At 57.4% G+C, this 13,152-nt stretch carries 16 protein-coding genes and 2 pseudogenes; 2 read left to right on the forward strand and 16 right to left on the reverse strand.

All coding sequences use genetic code 11. The annotated features are described in order from the left end of the window. Nucleotides 1–126: 126 nt before the first annotated feature. The 6 genes from GWG67_RS32860 to GWG67_RS38985 all read right to left on the reverse strand — a co-directional run bounded on the left by GWG67_RS32860 (nucleotide 127) and on the right by GWG67_RS38985 (nucleotide 4,220). Entirely contained in the window at nucleotides 127–555 is a 429-nt protein-coding gene (locus tag GWG67_RS32860; RefSeq protein WP_275173741.1) for a GcrA family cell cycle regulator, read from the reverse strand. A 483-nt stretch (nucleotides 556–1,038) separates the two neighbouring features. Further along, nucleotides 1,039–1,821, reverse strand: coding sequence for a hypothetical protein (locus GWG67_RS32865; RefSeq protein WP_275173666.1), 783 nt, complete (start codon nucleotides 1,819–1,821; stop codon nucleotides 1,039–1,041). A gap of 609 nt (nucleotides 1,822–2,430) precedes the next feature. Further along, complete coding sequence (locus tag GWG67_RS32870) at nucleotides 2,431–2,823, reverse strand: hypothetical protein (protein ID WP_275173667.1); 393 nt, start codon at nucleotides 2,821–2,823, stop codon at nucleotides 2,431–2,433. 23 nt (nucleotides 2,824–2,846) lie between these two features. Continuing rightward, complete coding sequence (locus GWG67_RS32875; RefSeq protein ID WP_275173668.1) at nucleotides 2,847–3,608, reverse strand: tyrosine-type recombinase/integrase; 762 nt, start codon at nucleotides 3,606–3,608, stop codon at nucleotides 2,847–2,849. Then, a complete protein-coding gene (locus tag GWG67_RS32880) occupies nucleotides 3,605–3,799 on the reverse strand; it encodes a hypothetical protein (protein WP_275173669.1) in 195 nt (64 codons plus the stop codon). The genes GWG67_RS32875 and GWG67_RS32880 overlap by 4 nt, the downstream gene beginning before the upstream one ends. Nucleotides 3,800–3,914: 115 nt before the next feature. Further along, the gene (locus GWG67_RS38985; protein WP_342761072.1) at nucleotides 3,915–4,220 is read right to left on the reverse strand and encodes an Arm DNA-binding domain-containing protein; all 306 of its coding nucleotides are present in this window, start codon (nucleotides 4,218–4,220) and stop codon (nucleotides 3,915–3,917) included. 186 nt (nucleotides 4,221–4,406) lie between these two features. Between GWG67_RS38985 and GWG67_RS32885 the strand changes: the two are divergent. Then, nucleotides 4,407–4,589 (forward strand): annotated as a pseudogene (locus tag GWG67_RS32885) (transposase); the annotation flags it as partial. Nucleotides 4,590–4,887: 298 nt separating this feature from the next. Here the strand turns inward: GWG67_RS32885 and GWG67_RS32890 are convergent. The 5 genes and pseudogenes from GWG67_RS32890 to GWG67_RS32915 all read right to left on the reverse strand — a co-directional run bounded on the left by GWG67_RS32890 (nucleotide 4,888) and on the right by GWG67_RS32915 (nucleotide 8,126). Next, complete coding sequence (locus GWG67_RS32890) at nucleotides 4,888–5,250, reverse strand: DUF4189 domain-containing protein (RefSeq protein WP_275173670.1); 363 nt, start codon at nucleotides 5,248–5,250, stop codon at nucleotides 4,888–4,890. A 374-nt stretch (nucleotides 5,251–5,624) separates the two neighbouring features. Next, nucleotides 5,625–6,385 (reverse strand): annotated as a pseudogene (locus GWG67_RS32895) (IS5 family transposase). An 813-nt stretch (nucleotides 6,386–7,198) separates the two neighbouring features. Continuing rightward, on the reverse strand, nucleotides 7,199–7,558 hold the full coding sequence (locus GWG67_RS32905; RefSeq protein WP_275173672.1) for a hypothetical protein: 360 nt from the start codon (nucleotides 7,556–7,558) through the stop codon (nucleotides 7,199–7,201). After that, the gene (locus tag GWG67_RS32910; RefSeq protein ID WP_275173673.1) at nucleotides 7,555–7,809 is read right to left on the reverse strand and encodes a nitrogen fixation protein NifZ; all 255 of its coding nucleotides are present in this window, start codon (nucleotides 7,807–7,809) and stop codon (nucleotides 7,555–7,557) included. Before GWG67_RS32910 ends, GWG67_RS32905 begins: the two co-directional genes overlap by 4 nt. Continuing rightward, on the reverse strand, nucleotides 7,809–8,126 hold the full coding sequence (locus GWG67_RS32915; protein WP_275173674.1) for a nitrogen fixation protein NifZ: 318 nt from the start codon (nucleotides 8,124–8,126) through the stop codon (nucleotides 7,809–7,811). Before GWG67_RS32915 ends, GWG67_RS32910 begins: the two co-directional genes overlap by 1 nt. 195 nt (nucleotides 8,127–8,321) lie before the next feature. Here GWG67_RS32915 and GWG67_RS32920 point away from each other — a divergent pair, with 195 nt between their 5' ends. After that, nucleotides 8,322–8,459: a hypothetical protein gene (locus tag GWG67_RS32920; protein ID WP_275173675.1), complete on the forward strand. Its 138-nt coding sequence runs from the start codon at nucleotides 8,322–8,324 to the stop codon at nucleotides 8,457–8,459. Between the two features lie 771 nt (nucleotides 8,460–9,230). On the opposite strand, the gene GWG67_RS32925 is transcribed toward GWG67_RS32920, so the two are convergent. From GWG67_RS32925 to GWG67_RS32945, 5 genes are all read right to left on the reverse strand, one after another. After that, nucleotides 9,231–9,455 (reverse strand): 4Fe-4S binding protein, encoded by a 225-nt coding sequence (locus GWG67_RS32925; RefSeq protein WP_275173676.1) that lies wholly within the window; start codon nucleotides 9,453–9,455, stop codon nucleotides 9,231–9,233. A 16-nt stretch (nucleotides 9,456–9,471) separates the two neighbouring features. Then, complete coding sequence (gene nifB / locus GWG67_RS32930) at nucleotides 9,472–11,025, reverse strand: nitrogenase cofactor biosynthesis protein NifB (protein WP_275173677.1); 1,554 nt, start codon at nucleotides 11,023–11,025, stop codon at nucleotides 9,472–9,474. Nucleotides 11,026–11,416: 391 nt separating this feature from the next. After that, on the reverse strand, nucleotides 11,417–11,638 hold the full coding sequence (nifT, locus tag GWG67_RS32935) for a putative nitrogen fixation protein NifT (RefSeq protein WP_085399342.1): 222 nt from the start codon (nucleotides 11,636–11,638) through the stop codon (nucleotides 11,417–11,419). Next, nucleotides 11,635–12,828 carry a cysteine desulfurase NifS gene (gene nifS / locus GWG67_RS32940; protein ID WP_275173678.1) on the reverse strand — a complete coding sequence of 398 codons (1,194 nt, stop codon included), beginning with the start codon at nucleotides 12,826–12,828 and terminating at the stop codon, nucleotides 11,635–11,637. Before nifS ends, nifT begins: the two co-directional genes overlap by 4 nt. Before the next feature lie 18 nt (nucleotides 12,829–12,846). Further along, nucleotides 12,847–13,116, reverse strand: a complete 270-nt coding sequence (locus GWG67_RS32945; protein ID WP_275173679.1) for a NifU family protein — start codon at nucleotides 13,114–13,116, stop codon at nucleotides 12,847–12,849. Nucleotides 13,117–13,152 lie beyond the last annotated feature (36 nt).

The following is a 13,152-nucleotide window of genomic DNA, read 5'->3' on the forward strand; positions in this document are numbered from 1 at the left end:
CAGCCGTCGGCCACAACTTCCGCCGCATCCTAGCCTGGCTCAGAGAACTCTTGTGCCTGTTCCTGGTCCGACTATGCCGCGTGCTGGCCGGTCCAGCCCCGCTCAATTCGCCTTCTTAACGGACGACTATCCAGGCCTCTGTGGTCGATCGGAGGCGGGACGATATGCTATCCGAGCGTGAGAAGCACAATACGGAAGCCCTGCTAACGTCGGCGCACCACAAAATTTAAACTCCGGTGAGTCGGGCGAATCGATGGGCCAGTGGCATGTTGCTTCGTCTAGCTCTGTCAACGCCTTGTGATGCTCGTCGGAGGGAGCCACATTCGATGAGAGGATAACCTCGCGGATGCTTTCCAAATCACCTGACGGACCTTTTGTCCGACCGCGCAAACCGAGCCGGTGAACTTTTCCGATTACAGCGTTCCGAGTGATCCCACCCAAGTCAAGCGCGATTTGGCTGGCGCTCAATCCAGCCTCCCACAGTTCCTTAAGCCGCTCGACCCTTTCAGGAGAAAAATAGGTTTGAGGCGCGCTGCGCACTTCCGTAACACCCATTTGTTCCGCGTCCAAAGCTTCTAAAAACGGCGGGAGCGCCAGTTCGCCATTGTCAATCGCCGCTCGAATGTCCTTTGTTTTACTTATGCGGACAATGAGTTCAGCATTCTCAAGGAAGCCCGCGATCGCAAATGAGAGAAAAGGAAATCGGCTATAGCGATCGAATTCGTCATGAAGCTTTAGTTGAAGGACGAACTTCTCGTCGACAGTAAGTCGTTCATCAGCGTCTCTAAATCCGTACAGAAATGGTGTTCCAACAACAAAAGACCGATTTGACCGTAGTTCCCTGAAATTTTTCCTCCAGTTCTGACGCAACGGAAGCCTGACAAACTCGTCGATATAGCGCTCGTCAGAGGATGATTGAATAAAACAAGCGTTCTGATCCTCGCTCGTGAACACCGGCGTGCCGAACGACGGTCCTTCCACGGACATGAGAATTATCCCCGACAGCATGAACATCGCGTTCGGCACTGCACCCTCCGATTACTTAAAATATCCATTGGAAAGGGTGAAGCGCTTCGCCGCGGCGGAAACCTGGCCGAACGACAGCGCTGGATTCCAAACCTCAATATCGTAGCACTGCGCTTGAATTCCGTTCGTATCAATGAATTCACTGTAGAGCTTCGATCCTCGCAGTTGTGTCGGCAGAATGATGGCTTGCAAGGATGCTTTCGTTAAAGAGACGACGGAATCCGCATGAAGTTCGATTGTGACGCGGCGTTCGTCTGCTTCTGTCCTCACGTGTGACTCGATCATTTTGGAGTATGAGACACTTTCAAAGTCCTCCACCGCGTATTCTCTGTCGGCCCGCGTTGGATTGATATAATTCTTGGTATCTCCAAAAAAATGGAAGATCACATCCTTGATGCGGGACGTATCGGGGGCGAGTTCAAAATCGAGCACGGTATTCTTTCGATGAAAGTATCTCTTTAGCCGGTTGTGGAATAGCGCGCCGGTATCAAATGGGAATATCCGCTTAAGCGCCCCCAGCTTCTCAAGGTTCATCACGAAACACACTGGATACAGCGCTAAGTCGGTAGTGGCATCATTATCAACCGCGTATTTGAACGCTGGGCGGCCATAAAAGAAGTAGGTGATGGTCTCTCCGAACACCTCACAAACGTCGGTTGTTTGTATTTCTCGCCGCTCAACGTGCGAGCGGGCATCAAAACCGTCGCAGGTATGGTACACAGGCAGCAGATCTATCGCCTGGTTCGAGAGCGGAACCTGTTTGGAGAACCGGCTTGGCATTTTGGAGTTACTCACTTGCGCGGGCGACTCGATTGCAGGAGGAACCCTATTAGCACTTCCGGTTGATTCTCCGACTTTCAACGCTAGAGTCAATGGCTCAGCACTTTGGCGAGCGACATCGGCTTCTCGAAGCCATCATGACGGAGACTGGCGACGAGGGGTCCGCCCGTCGAGACCCCAAGACCATCCCCGATGACCTGCATAGCCAATCGTCTGGGGCTCGCTCGGATTTCATGAGCGGTAGCAACGCTCCGCGAGGACGGCGCGTCCGCCATTCAAGACAAACCCCGGACGCGCGGTGTACATCCGACCGCGCGTCCGGGATTGCATGAACCGGCAGGAAAGCGACTAACTGCCGGGGCATTCGATCAACTTTTGTCGAGAGACGCGACTGCGAGCAGGGATCGCATGTGGTCGGCGTGCAGATCATTTTTTGGTTTCGTCGCCATGCTTCGATAGCAATTCGCGCATATATTCGAGATGCGAGTTGCCAGCTTCGCGGTGATCGTTGTGGCTGAGCAGTTTCGTTGCCATGGGAACACAAGCCAGCGCATTGCGTTGCGTTCAACCCATTCTAGTCCGTGCTTTTCGTTGATCTCGCGAAGTCGGGGTTGACCATCGTCTTCAGTTTCTCGGACAGCGCCCATGTGTTCGGGCCGCGCATTCCTGCTTTGGCTTCATCAACGACATCAATAGCTTGCGCGACATTCGACCGTTGACTTTTCCGTCCAGTACAACGTCCAAGATTGCATTGTTCAGCACGTAGCCGCGCACCACTCGCGAGAGAACGCCGCCAACCCAGTTGCGACCGATGCCGGTCATATTGGCGACGAAGCACCACGCTGTTTCGACTTTCTCGCCGGGGTGTTGCAAAATATGCGCAAGCCAGCGTTCAAATAGATCGCGCTCGCTTTCGATCGGCACAAGATAGGGGAGGTGTTCGCGCCATCTGGTCAGCCGTCGTTCGCGCAGTTGATCGTCGTTAATGAAATGATCGTGCCATGTTGGCTTGATCAATCCGCGCCACGTATTGAACCCGCTTAGACCAACCTTTTCCGGAACGTCGCAAATCGATCCGCCTTCCGGCTTCCATGTAACGCTATCGACGCGCTTTCGCCTTTCGTGCGGTAGCCATTGTTCAAACGCCGGAACGAGCTTCGTCTTTGTTTCACCTGTTCGCTTAAGCCCGCTTGGCTTTGTTCTTTGATGGTGTGCGCGAGTGCCATATCTGTGATTACGTCCGGATGCATAGTTGTATCTTCCGCCCAATCTTGGAACGATGATCTAGAACCGTGTACTGTGAAGCCTTCGCGCATTCCGCGTAGCATCTCCAACATGCTCATGTCGCTAAGCGGCTTGCCACGCTTCATACCGGGAAACACGTAGGGGTTTTCATCGATCGTTGGTAAGGCCCGCAATAGCTGAACAGCGGCATCCGACAAGGGGACGCGGTGTTCAACACCCGCTTTCATGCGTTCTGCTGGGATTGTCCATGTTGCATTATCCAGATCGAATTCGGTCCGTCGCGCGTTTAGCGTTTCGTTCGTGCGCGTTGCGCAGAGAATTGTCAGCATCAATGCCTTTGCGCTGCAGTTGGGTTTCTCCCGCAGTTCGATTATAAGTGCGGGAACGTCCTTCCAATCCATTGCGTGGAAATGGCCCCTCGATTGCTTGCCATTCAGCCAATGTTCAAGGTGATCCTTCCATTGGGCGGGATTGTGATGGTTGATCCAAATCTCGCGCGTTTCAGGATTGGTTATCCCTTTCACCTTTGCAGCGCCGATCACGATTTCAATTCTCATACGCACTCGCGATGCTGTTTGCGCGCGCCTGTCCAAAGCGTGCCGTTCTTTCCGGCGCGCTCGTGATCCTGTCGCAAGAACTTCAACACGTCATCGGTCGTGATCTCGTGCGGGAGTAACTTGCCGATGATCTGATATGCATAGGTTTCCAGCGTCTTTTCCCACTGCTGAAGGTGTTTGGCGCTTTTCACCCATCCTTGTGTTGAGCGATGTAGTCGCGCGCTACTTCCTCGAACGTATCAATGGCTATTCGACTGACCGTCGTAGCGGCCGTATCGGTCGCTGCGCTGTCCGCGTCTCGTTCGGTCAAGGGTCGCGTCCTGCCTTGATCAGCTTGCGGAGTTCCGCAACCTGCCATTCGAGGGCCTTCAGTCCGGCTGCATCGATCGGTTCGTATTGCTGTAAGGTCATGGGCCGCCGCCGACCGGCTGCCGTGGAATAGCGGAGCGCCCAGAACGCTGAACCGCTTTTGGCGACCGCAAGGCACAACCCGCGTTCGTGCGCCCACAAGCCCGGCTGAGCGGCTTGGACGAGGGCTTGAATGGTTTTAAGGGTGAGACCCTTTCTAGGGCTGGTTGGCTGGGATGATCTATGGGAATTTGGTGCGTGCACTGCTGGCGACCTCGCTCGTTAATCGCCACGCTAGCCATTCACCTTTCCGAGTTCACCACTGCTCTATGCGCCTGTTAACTGCTCATGATCATCTAAACTTGGGGATACTGAAACATGCTCAATGATATAAAGTGCGTTCGTGATCGCTAGTGACCTCGCGCGACGCCACAACGCTACGGTCACCCCTTCCGCCTGCCGCCGATACACCGCAAGCAAATGAAGTCGACCAACATGCTGGAGCGGCTCACGAGGAGATCAGGCGACGCACCTATGTGGTGCGTATCTTCCCCAATGGCGAGAGCTGTCTAGGGCTCGTCCGTGCGTTGACCGTCGAGTCGCCATGAGCCTTGGCTCGACGACCGTCGCTAGCTGAACATGGATCCATTGAAGGACCACAAGAAGGAGGCGTTACGCCAGGCGGCCTGACGATGCTCGGGCCCCAACGGATGGACGCCACCCCTCTCCGCCGCCGTCGCTCGCCTGCTGCGCTTCTGGGTGAGGCGAGCGACGGCGGCTCGGAGGGGATGGCTCGGCCGGATCCAATGATCGATTTTACTGAACTTGACGCACAGAACTCTCTTCAGTCGCGGGGTTCGGCTGGAGATGTCTGCTGCGAATTTGGGTACGCCTGACCTCCTTCCTTACGGCCTTGGCTTACTGAGGGGCCTTAGTGGCAAACCCAGGCCCGCAGTTCGTGGTCTTCGTCGCCGGTCTCATTGCGTCCGACCAGCGCGCCTTGTTGCGATAGCTCCTCTTCAAATTCACCAAGTGGGTGGGACCACCACGCACGTCCCTTGCCTATGGCAACGGCAGCGCAAGCGTTGTTTTCGTAAGCTTCGATTTGGCAATCCGAGCCGCCCTTGCGGCGACAGTCGAGCAGGGCCGACCATTTAGCGTCCCTTTGTGATCTACACCCGTGCGAGACACCGACCACGTCATCTGGTTTGGAGTATGCGATGGCCCCGGAGCCGGCGAACGCAGTAGTGTTTGAAATGAACAGCGCGAGGACGCCGATTGTTAGTTTACGCATTCACTTTTCTCCATTTGGATTTGAGCATCGCACCGATTGGCGCCTATTGCCCTACGGCGAGATACAGCAAGGGCCGTGCCAGCGCTCCTCGCGCGCACTAAGGGCCTGATTGTGCTTTGAAACAGTTCGCGATACGCGAAACGGCGCACGGCGTTTTGAATCTCACAGCTTTGTGCACCGCCGTCAGAAAGCGGACAAGGATCGAGGGGCTAACGCATCCGGACCTTGCCCCACGGACTTGATCCGGGTTGAAGGCAATTCCCTTTTGGCAATGCGCGCGGCGCCCTGGGAGACTTGCGATGGGTTACCGCCAACTGCTGCAAGAGGATTTCACGGTCCACGCCGCGCTTTACACAGCAAACTAGGGTACAGACTCAATTGAGCCAATATGCGACGAGAGCGGCGAGCTGAACAGCGGCCAAGAAATTCGGGCGAGCTTGTCGTATCATGTGGCGATGCGGCGGAAGTCCTTGAGCCGGCAAAAGCAGCGTTCGATGACATTTCGGCCTCCGTAGGCGCGTTTGTTGAAACGATGAATGACGACACGGTTGGATTTATTGGGAATGACGCGCTTGGCACCGCGACCAGCGATTTCGGCGCGAAGGTTGTCCCCGTCGTACCCTTTGTCTGCGAGAAGCGCGAGCGCCAGAACATCGGGCGCGGCAGCGATGTCGGCATCCTGACTGGGGTCAAATGCAGGACGACCGGTCGGCAGAGCGGATCGCTCAGCGCATGGATTTTTGTCGTACGGCCTCCCCGCGAGCGGCCGATTGCCTGGTTATGCTCCCCTTTTTCCGCCGGAGGCACACCGATGAGCTTTAATCGAAGTCGAGTCGAACGACCGCACGACGGCATCCTTGCCAGGTTTGGCCAGTGCTTGAAAGATTGCGCACCATCGTTCGCGTTTGGCCCAGCGCTTGAAGCGATTGTAGATCATCGTGTAAGGACCGTATTCGCGCGGACAATCACGCCATCGCGCGCTTGATTGCAGCATGTGAACAATACCGCTGATGATGCGCCGATCGTCGCCCCTGATCCGGCCCCGTCAATCCCGTCCGCAGATGAGGTTCGATAAGAGCCCATTGCCTGTCATTCAACTAAAACAAACCCGCGCATTCCCTCGCCCCCGAACCAAGAACACGGAGGCAAGAGAATCACGTGGCGCTATTTAGGTACAGACCCTAGCGGCGAGAGACAGCTCAGCGCCGAATGACGTCTGCCGGCCGAGCTGATGATCCGCCGGCACGCTCGCGGACCGCATTTCCGGGTGGGAACTCTATATTCTCAAATTGCTTTATCAGTCGCTGATAAAAACCATGACAATCGATGAGGTCTAGGCCAAGTGAGCCGGTCTATCGGCAGACCGGTCAGCTCGCTCATCGCGCGAGCTGACCCTCGGACGCATGGACCTGAAACGATCAGCTGGCCCGGCGGTCGTAAGCCGCCTGGCCGGCACCATCACGCCGGTCAATTTCCGAAAATTGAACCATATCTCAGCGCTGGTGACCCAAGCCAGTCCCCAAGGTACGTGCTTTCTGTCGTAGAGACCCCTCGGATCGCTTCATCAGCTTTGAACCCTAGCTACCGGGCTGGTCACTACCGCATGGTAATCAACCCGCGGGCCCAGCCGTCCTGGGTGAGCTTGGCACCGGCAGGCGATTACGTGAGCATGAGTTGCCAGAGCGCTTGGCCAGCACAATGCCGGTGGCTCGCTGCGGATCATCTGTAATCTGTGCACACTGACCGCCACTGTCGAGCAGATGCAGGTCGAACTCTCCAACGCGGCGGAACGGACTCTGCGTCATGTCCGAGGCAGCGCAACAAATCCAGGCGAGATGTGGAAATTTCTGCCGGAGCGTGAGGCAGGGCTCAGACGCTGTATCAATAGCGGCGAGCGTCTGCTCGATGTTCGTCAATTCGCCTGCAGCGAGCACCATCTCCATAATCCCTATTGCCAGAACAAACGTTCAGGGTCGGCGTTCAGAACCGCTGTCGCCAAGCCAAGCCGTTGATGGGTAGAATGCCACTCCCAGACGCCCTTGCCGTGATCTTTGCGGAACAGCCGCCATGCCGCCGCAGTCTTATCGTGGTGTAACAGCGCGACATCGACGAGGCCTCCCTCCGGATCGATATTGCCAGAGCAGCACAGGCTCTCGACAAGATAGCCGCCAGCAACCGGTGTCACCTTTGGCGAGACATATCGGTAGTGCTCGCGCCCGGTCAGCGCGCGCACGATCCGCCACCGGTCGAGCTCGTTGGGATGCGCAGGCAATCCCGAATGATGTTGTCTGATGATGGCGGCGTTCATTGCGCGATGTCCTGGACTGCGGAGATCTCTGCCTCGAGGCAGCCAACCACCAACTGCTTGCCGAAATCGACCATATAGATGGGTAGGTTCGCTTCCGTATGGAGACCGACCTGGACGATCTCACCAATGCGTCCGACGCTGACCAGACACTCTTCCGCCGAGGCGTCGGGAAAGGAGCCGTCGTTGAGCAGATCGATTGCCGCCTCGACACGTTGGCCTGAGCGGTATTTTGGCAACCTTGGTTCGATCATCAGGGTGCTCCTCCTGACAAGCAAGGCTCCTCGCCTCCGTGGCTTCGCGTGACTAGATCAAGCTCTTTGCATTTCATGCCGACGCGATAGCCTGAAGCGAGGAATTCGACCCCATAGATATAAAATTGTTGCAGGAACGTACCGATCGAGACGACATAGCCAAGCTCGCCTTTCTTGACGAGAACCTCACCGATCTCCTTGCCCACATAGGTGCCGTCGTTTCGGATGGTGCGGTTGGCCCGCACCTTGTCGCCATAATCAAAGAAGGGCACGTCCGTCAACTCGACGATGTCACTATCACGGGCGATATTGCTCATGCTGCCGTCTCTTTCCATGCTTCAACTGTGCGGCGCTTCGCGAGCGCCCGGCGTTACGGACCGCCCTATCATGATTCTCGATCAACTCCGTCGATTCCAGCACCGCCGCGCGGCTTGCGACCACGTATTGGATGAGCCGACGGGGATGACGATGCGTCAACATCAACGCCCGGCACCCCAAAACGGATGCTTGAGATGGCGATCCGCGAGCCCATGATTGATGTTGAGGAAGCCGCCGATGCTGCACACGAGTCCGTCGTTGACGCAACGAACCTGAGCCGGCAGCAAGAAGTGCGGTTCAGCGCGACACGCGCAGCCGCAGAATCGATCTGATTGCCCCGGCAACTGAGGGCATCGTGGATGACATCGCTCATGGTCAGCCCATCCGCTCTAGCGTGCCTCACAAACCTTGGCGCCAATCTTGTGCGCGCGACTGCGGCCCAGCAGTCTCTCGGCAACCGCCGTCCCTCCCTCGAGTTGCCCGAGACGCCTCTCCAAGTGGGCAACAAGCCTTGAGCGATAATAGCAAGACCCACGCGAGGTACTCTCATAGCAGCCGAATTCGAGCTTGGTGGCACGACCGCGCCGGTCGGCAGCAAAATCATCTCCGCATCACGAACGCCTTGGCTTGGCGCAGGTTGATTTGCTGCATCTTCATCGAGGTGATAGATAACCCTGCCGCCCTGCGATGAAGCTCGGCCGGCTCGACACCGTGCGACCAACACAGGACTCGATGAGGACGCCCTCGTTTCGCTCGGATGACCGACTGAAGAAGGCCTCTGGCATGAATGTCGCCTGTTCAAAGATGGCCGCAGGTGACTGGATTGATATCGCGGAAGACGAGTCCGCTCTTGTGGACCCATCGGCGAAATCGATCCTCGACGTTCAAGACCGCAGCCTTCGGGCCGGCAGGAATAGCTTAACGCGTTACCCTCGACGTTCGCGTCGCCAGAACATGGCTTAGCAATTGGCGAAAACGTCGGCCACCAGGGCGAGCCGTCGTCTGAGAGGGCGACAGCCGCAGTCGCCACCTCGTCAAGGCGAAGCGTCATCCTCTCAAGTTTCTGAACCGTTCGTGTCGTGGTGACATCCATGTCGTGGTCCTCAGGCGGGCGCCCGATAGCGTGGCAGTGCTGGGTCGAGCACGCATGTGTTGTCAACTGGGCAAACCGCCACGCATTGCGGTTCTTCAAAGTACCCGGCGCACTCGGTGCATATCTCCGAATCAATCAGGAAAACGCCGGCTACTTCGGAAATAGCAAGATTTGGGCATTGCGTTTCGCACGCTGAACAGCCCGTGCATTGCGAGGCGATGATCTTGAACGGCATTGTCTGAACCCATTCTTCAGGCGGCGGAAATCAGCGCATTGTGGCGGGCCGGTTCGACCCGCTCAAGGTGCTTGATCTTCCGCTCATTGACTTTATCGAGATAGAGTTTGAACCAGGCGATCGCCGACGCATCGATGAACTCGCAGGCGTGCTGATCGACCGGCTCGATGCCGGCCTTGATCAATTCCGCCTTCGGGCAGCCGCCGATCTTCGACACGAATACGGCGTGGCAATCCTTGATAGCGCCGATGGCGATTTCGAGCTTGCTGTCCTCGCCATGGCCGCCCTGGCAATAGGGATGGATAGGACGATGACCAACGAATTTCGCGCCTGAAGTCGAGAGCTCGTAGATCTGGAACTCCTTGGCGTGACCGAAGTGCTGGTTGATCAATCCCGAGCCCTTGGTTGCAACCGCCACCAGTACTTTGATTTCGCTGGAAGCGCTGTCGAGCCCCGTGAGCTCCTCCTGCTTGGCCGCAAGCTTTGCGATGTGCGTTTTTTCGACTTCGGCCTGATATGCCTTTCGAGGCTGCTCGTCGTATTTGATGTCCATCGCCATGATCTTTTCCACGGTGAACTCCGAGCCCCGGTCCTCTCCGAGCAGTCCGACGGCGTCGGCCCGGCACTGACGACAATGACGCATCATGTTCATCTTGCCTTCGCAGCTATCCTGCAACGCTGTCACTTCCTGTGCGGTCGGACCGCGTTGCCCCCTGAGACCGAACACGGTGCCGTGCTCGGGCGACGATATCAGCGGCATCACGTTATGCAGGAAGGCCCCGCGCGACTTCACAGCCTTGTTCACCTCGACCAGATGTTGATCGTTAATCCCGGGAATCATCACCGAGTTGACTTTGCACAGGATGCCGCGCGCGGTGAGCATCTCCACGCCCTGGAGCTGCCGATTGCTAAGGATGCTTGCCGCTTCAACGCCGGTGTAGCGCTTGTGGCGGTAAAAGATCCAGGGATAGATCTTCGCACCAATTTCGGGATCGATCATGTTGATCGTGATCGTCACGTGATCGATCTTGAGTCTTGCGATCGTATCGACATGATCGGCTAGCGCAAGACCGTTCGTCGAGAGGCACAGCTTGATACCTGGCGCGAGCTTGTTCACAAGCTCGAACGTCTTGAATGTCTTGTCCGGATTCGCTAGCGGATCGCCAGGGCCGGCAACGCCGACCACGCTCATCTGAGGGATCGCGGAAGCGACCGCCAGCACCCTCTTGGCGGCCTGCTCCGGCGTCAACTTCTCGCTGACAATGCCGGGGCGCGATTCGTTGGCGCAATCGTATTTACGATTGCAGTAATTGCACTGGATATTGCAGGCGGGTGCGACCGCGACATGCATGCGGGCATAATGGTGGTGCGCCTCCTCGCTGTAGCAGGGATGGTTCTTCACCTTTTCCCAGATCTCATCGGGCAGATTGCTGATGCCGGTCTGAGATCCGCAGCTCGCCTTCCCGCTGGCGCCGATGGTACCGCAGCCCTTGTGCTTAGTGACCGCTTGCATGGTTTCGCTGATCTCGCCGCCGCCGCAGGATACCTGGTGTTGCGCTGAAGTACTCATTTTTCCAATTCTATTCGCAAGCCGAACCCTTCCGGCAAGCATCCACAGAGTCGTTTTCCGAAAAGCTAAGAGCAACTGGCGTGCCATGCCTGCAACAAATGACTTTTGCGGTTTGCCTCAAGTAGTTAGGTAACGCTCGCTCGAATGTCGGTTTATCAACTCATGTTGGAAAGCTGACAGAGATTGCGATCACAAGAGCGCTGGCAGCGTTGTTTTGAGACGGGTTGGCTGCTTCACCTATGCCCTTGGCAAAACGAAAGGGCGGGTGGCCGGTCACGCCAGGCCCAAGCCAGGGGAATGGTGTCGCGTTCCTCCCAGGTGCCTGAAGGCCCAGCCACGAATAGCTTCCGCATCCGCCGGTTGGCGAGGTTCTGTGGAACCGCGGCATTCATCATTCGGTTGCTTCGCCGCCGCGCTTCTTGGCGTTGACAGTGATTGGTAGGGTGGTGTCACTCGCCATCGCGGGTAGGTCGAGCACCCAGCCGTTCGCGATTCTGATCCAACCGCCCCACAGCGTCTCGTGCTCCCATTCGACGATCGGCTCCTCAAGATCCTTCTTGGGCACATAAATCGAAAGGCCCGTCTCGGGCGAACGGCGAATCATAACCTTCATGGGAGCTCCGCACGTTGTGAGCTCTCGCCCGCGCGCTCCTGATACGCACGCCACAAGGCTCTCTGTTTGGCAGTGATGTCCGGCATGACTTGCAGGACACGGTCGATCTCATCTGGCGCCGTCTCGCGCGACAGCGAGAAGCGAACCGCGCCGCGCAAAAAGGCCGGTGGTACTCTCATCGCGCGCAGGACATGGGATGGCTCCATCGAGCCGGACGCGCAGGCTGCACCGAGTGAGACGGCAATTCCGTTGTGGTTCAGGTGGTGGACGATGGCCTCGGCCTCGAGATGCTCGAAAGCAATGTTAGACGTATTTGGCAAGCGGTTCTTGACATGGCCAAGCACGATGCAACAGCCGTGAGCGAGGATGCCCTGCTCCAGCCGGTCGCGAAGGGCGCCAATCTGCATCTGGTCTTGTATGAGGTTTGCCGCAGCAAGTTCCGCCGCCTTGCCGAGTCCAACAATACCCGGAACGTTTTGGGTACCAGCGCGGCGACGCCGCTCTTGTACGCCGCCGAAAAGCAGCGGCCGGAACTTGACGTCCCTGCGCACGTACAGCGCGCCGATCCCCTTCGGACCATGGAGCTTGTGCCCGGAGAGCGACAGCATGTCGATGTCCGTAGCCTTCAGGTCAATCGGAATTCGGCCGACCGCCTGGACTGCGTCGGTGTGAAAGAGCGCGCCGACTGATCGCGCCATCTTGGCGAGGGACTTCACCGGAAAGATCGTACCGGTCTCATTATTGGCCCACATGACCGAGGCGACTGACGTGCGCCTCGACAATGCGTTGCGATAAGTCTCGATGTCAAGTCGGCCGCTGGCATCTACCGGAATGACATGGGTCTTGATTCCTCGTCGACCCAACTCCTGGGTAAGGGACAGCACGGCCGGATGCTCAACGGCCGTTGTGACGATCTCGTCGCGCCCCTCCTGCACGGCGAGCGCAGACAGAATCGCTGTGTTAATGGCTTCAGTCCCGCCCGAGGTGAAGACGATCTCATGATCGAATGCAGCGCCAATGAGGGACTGCAGGTTCCGGCGCGCCTGTTTCAATGCGGGCGCAACCTCGCTGCCGAATGCATGCGCGGAGGACGCATTGCCGAATTGTGTAGAGAAGAATGGCAGCATCGCCGCAACGACCAACGGATGTGCGCGGGTCGTCGCGTTGTTATCCAGGTAGATCGGCCGCACGGACTGTCCGCTCTGCACTTAATGTCGCCCTTTGGCAGCTCCGCGGAGCGGGATCAGGCGGACGAACTCGCCGAGCCGCTCGATCAGACGCGCCTGAATGGCCGCGAGCGTCGTGCCCGCAAGCTTGCATGACATGCAGGCGCCGGTCAGCCTGACGATGAGCTCACGATCTCCACGATCCCGCCTGAGGCTCGCCCGATTCTCATCGAGCACGGCTCCGACAATTTGCTCGCAATCGGAAGGCTCAGAAATCCGAGGCTGCTTCGTTGGTGCAATCTTGATGCCCATGTTTCGAAGCCCTTCTATTGCGGATGGTCGAGGACG

Source organism: Bradyrhizobium sp. CSS354 (genome assembly GCF_029051725.1).
In the GTDB taxonomy this organism is placed as follows: Bacteria; Pseudomonadota; Alphaproteobacteria; order Rhizobiales; family Xanthobacteraceae; genus Bradyrhizobium.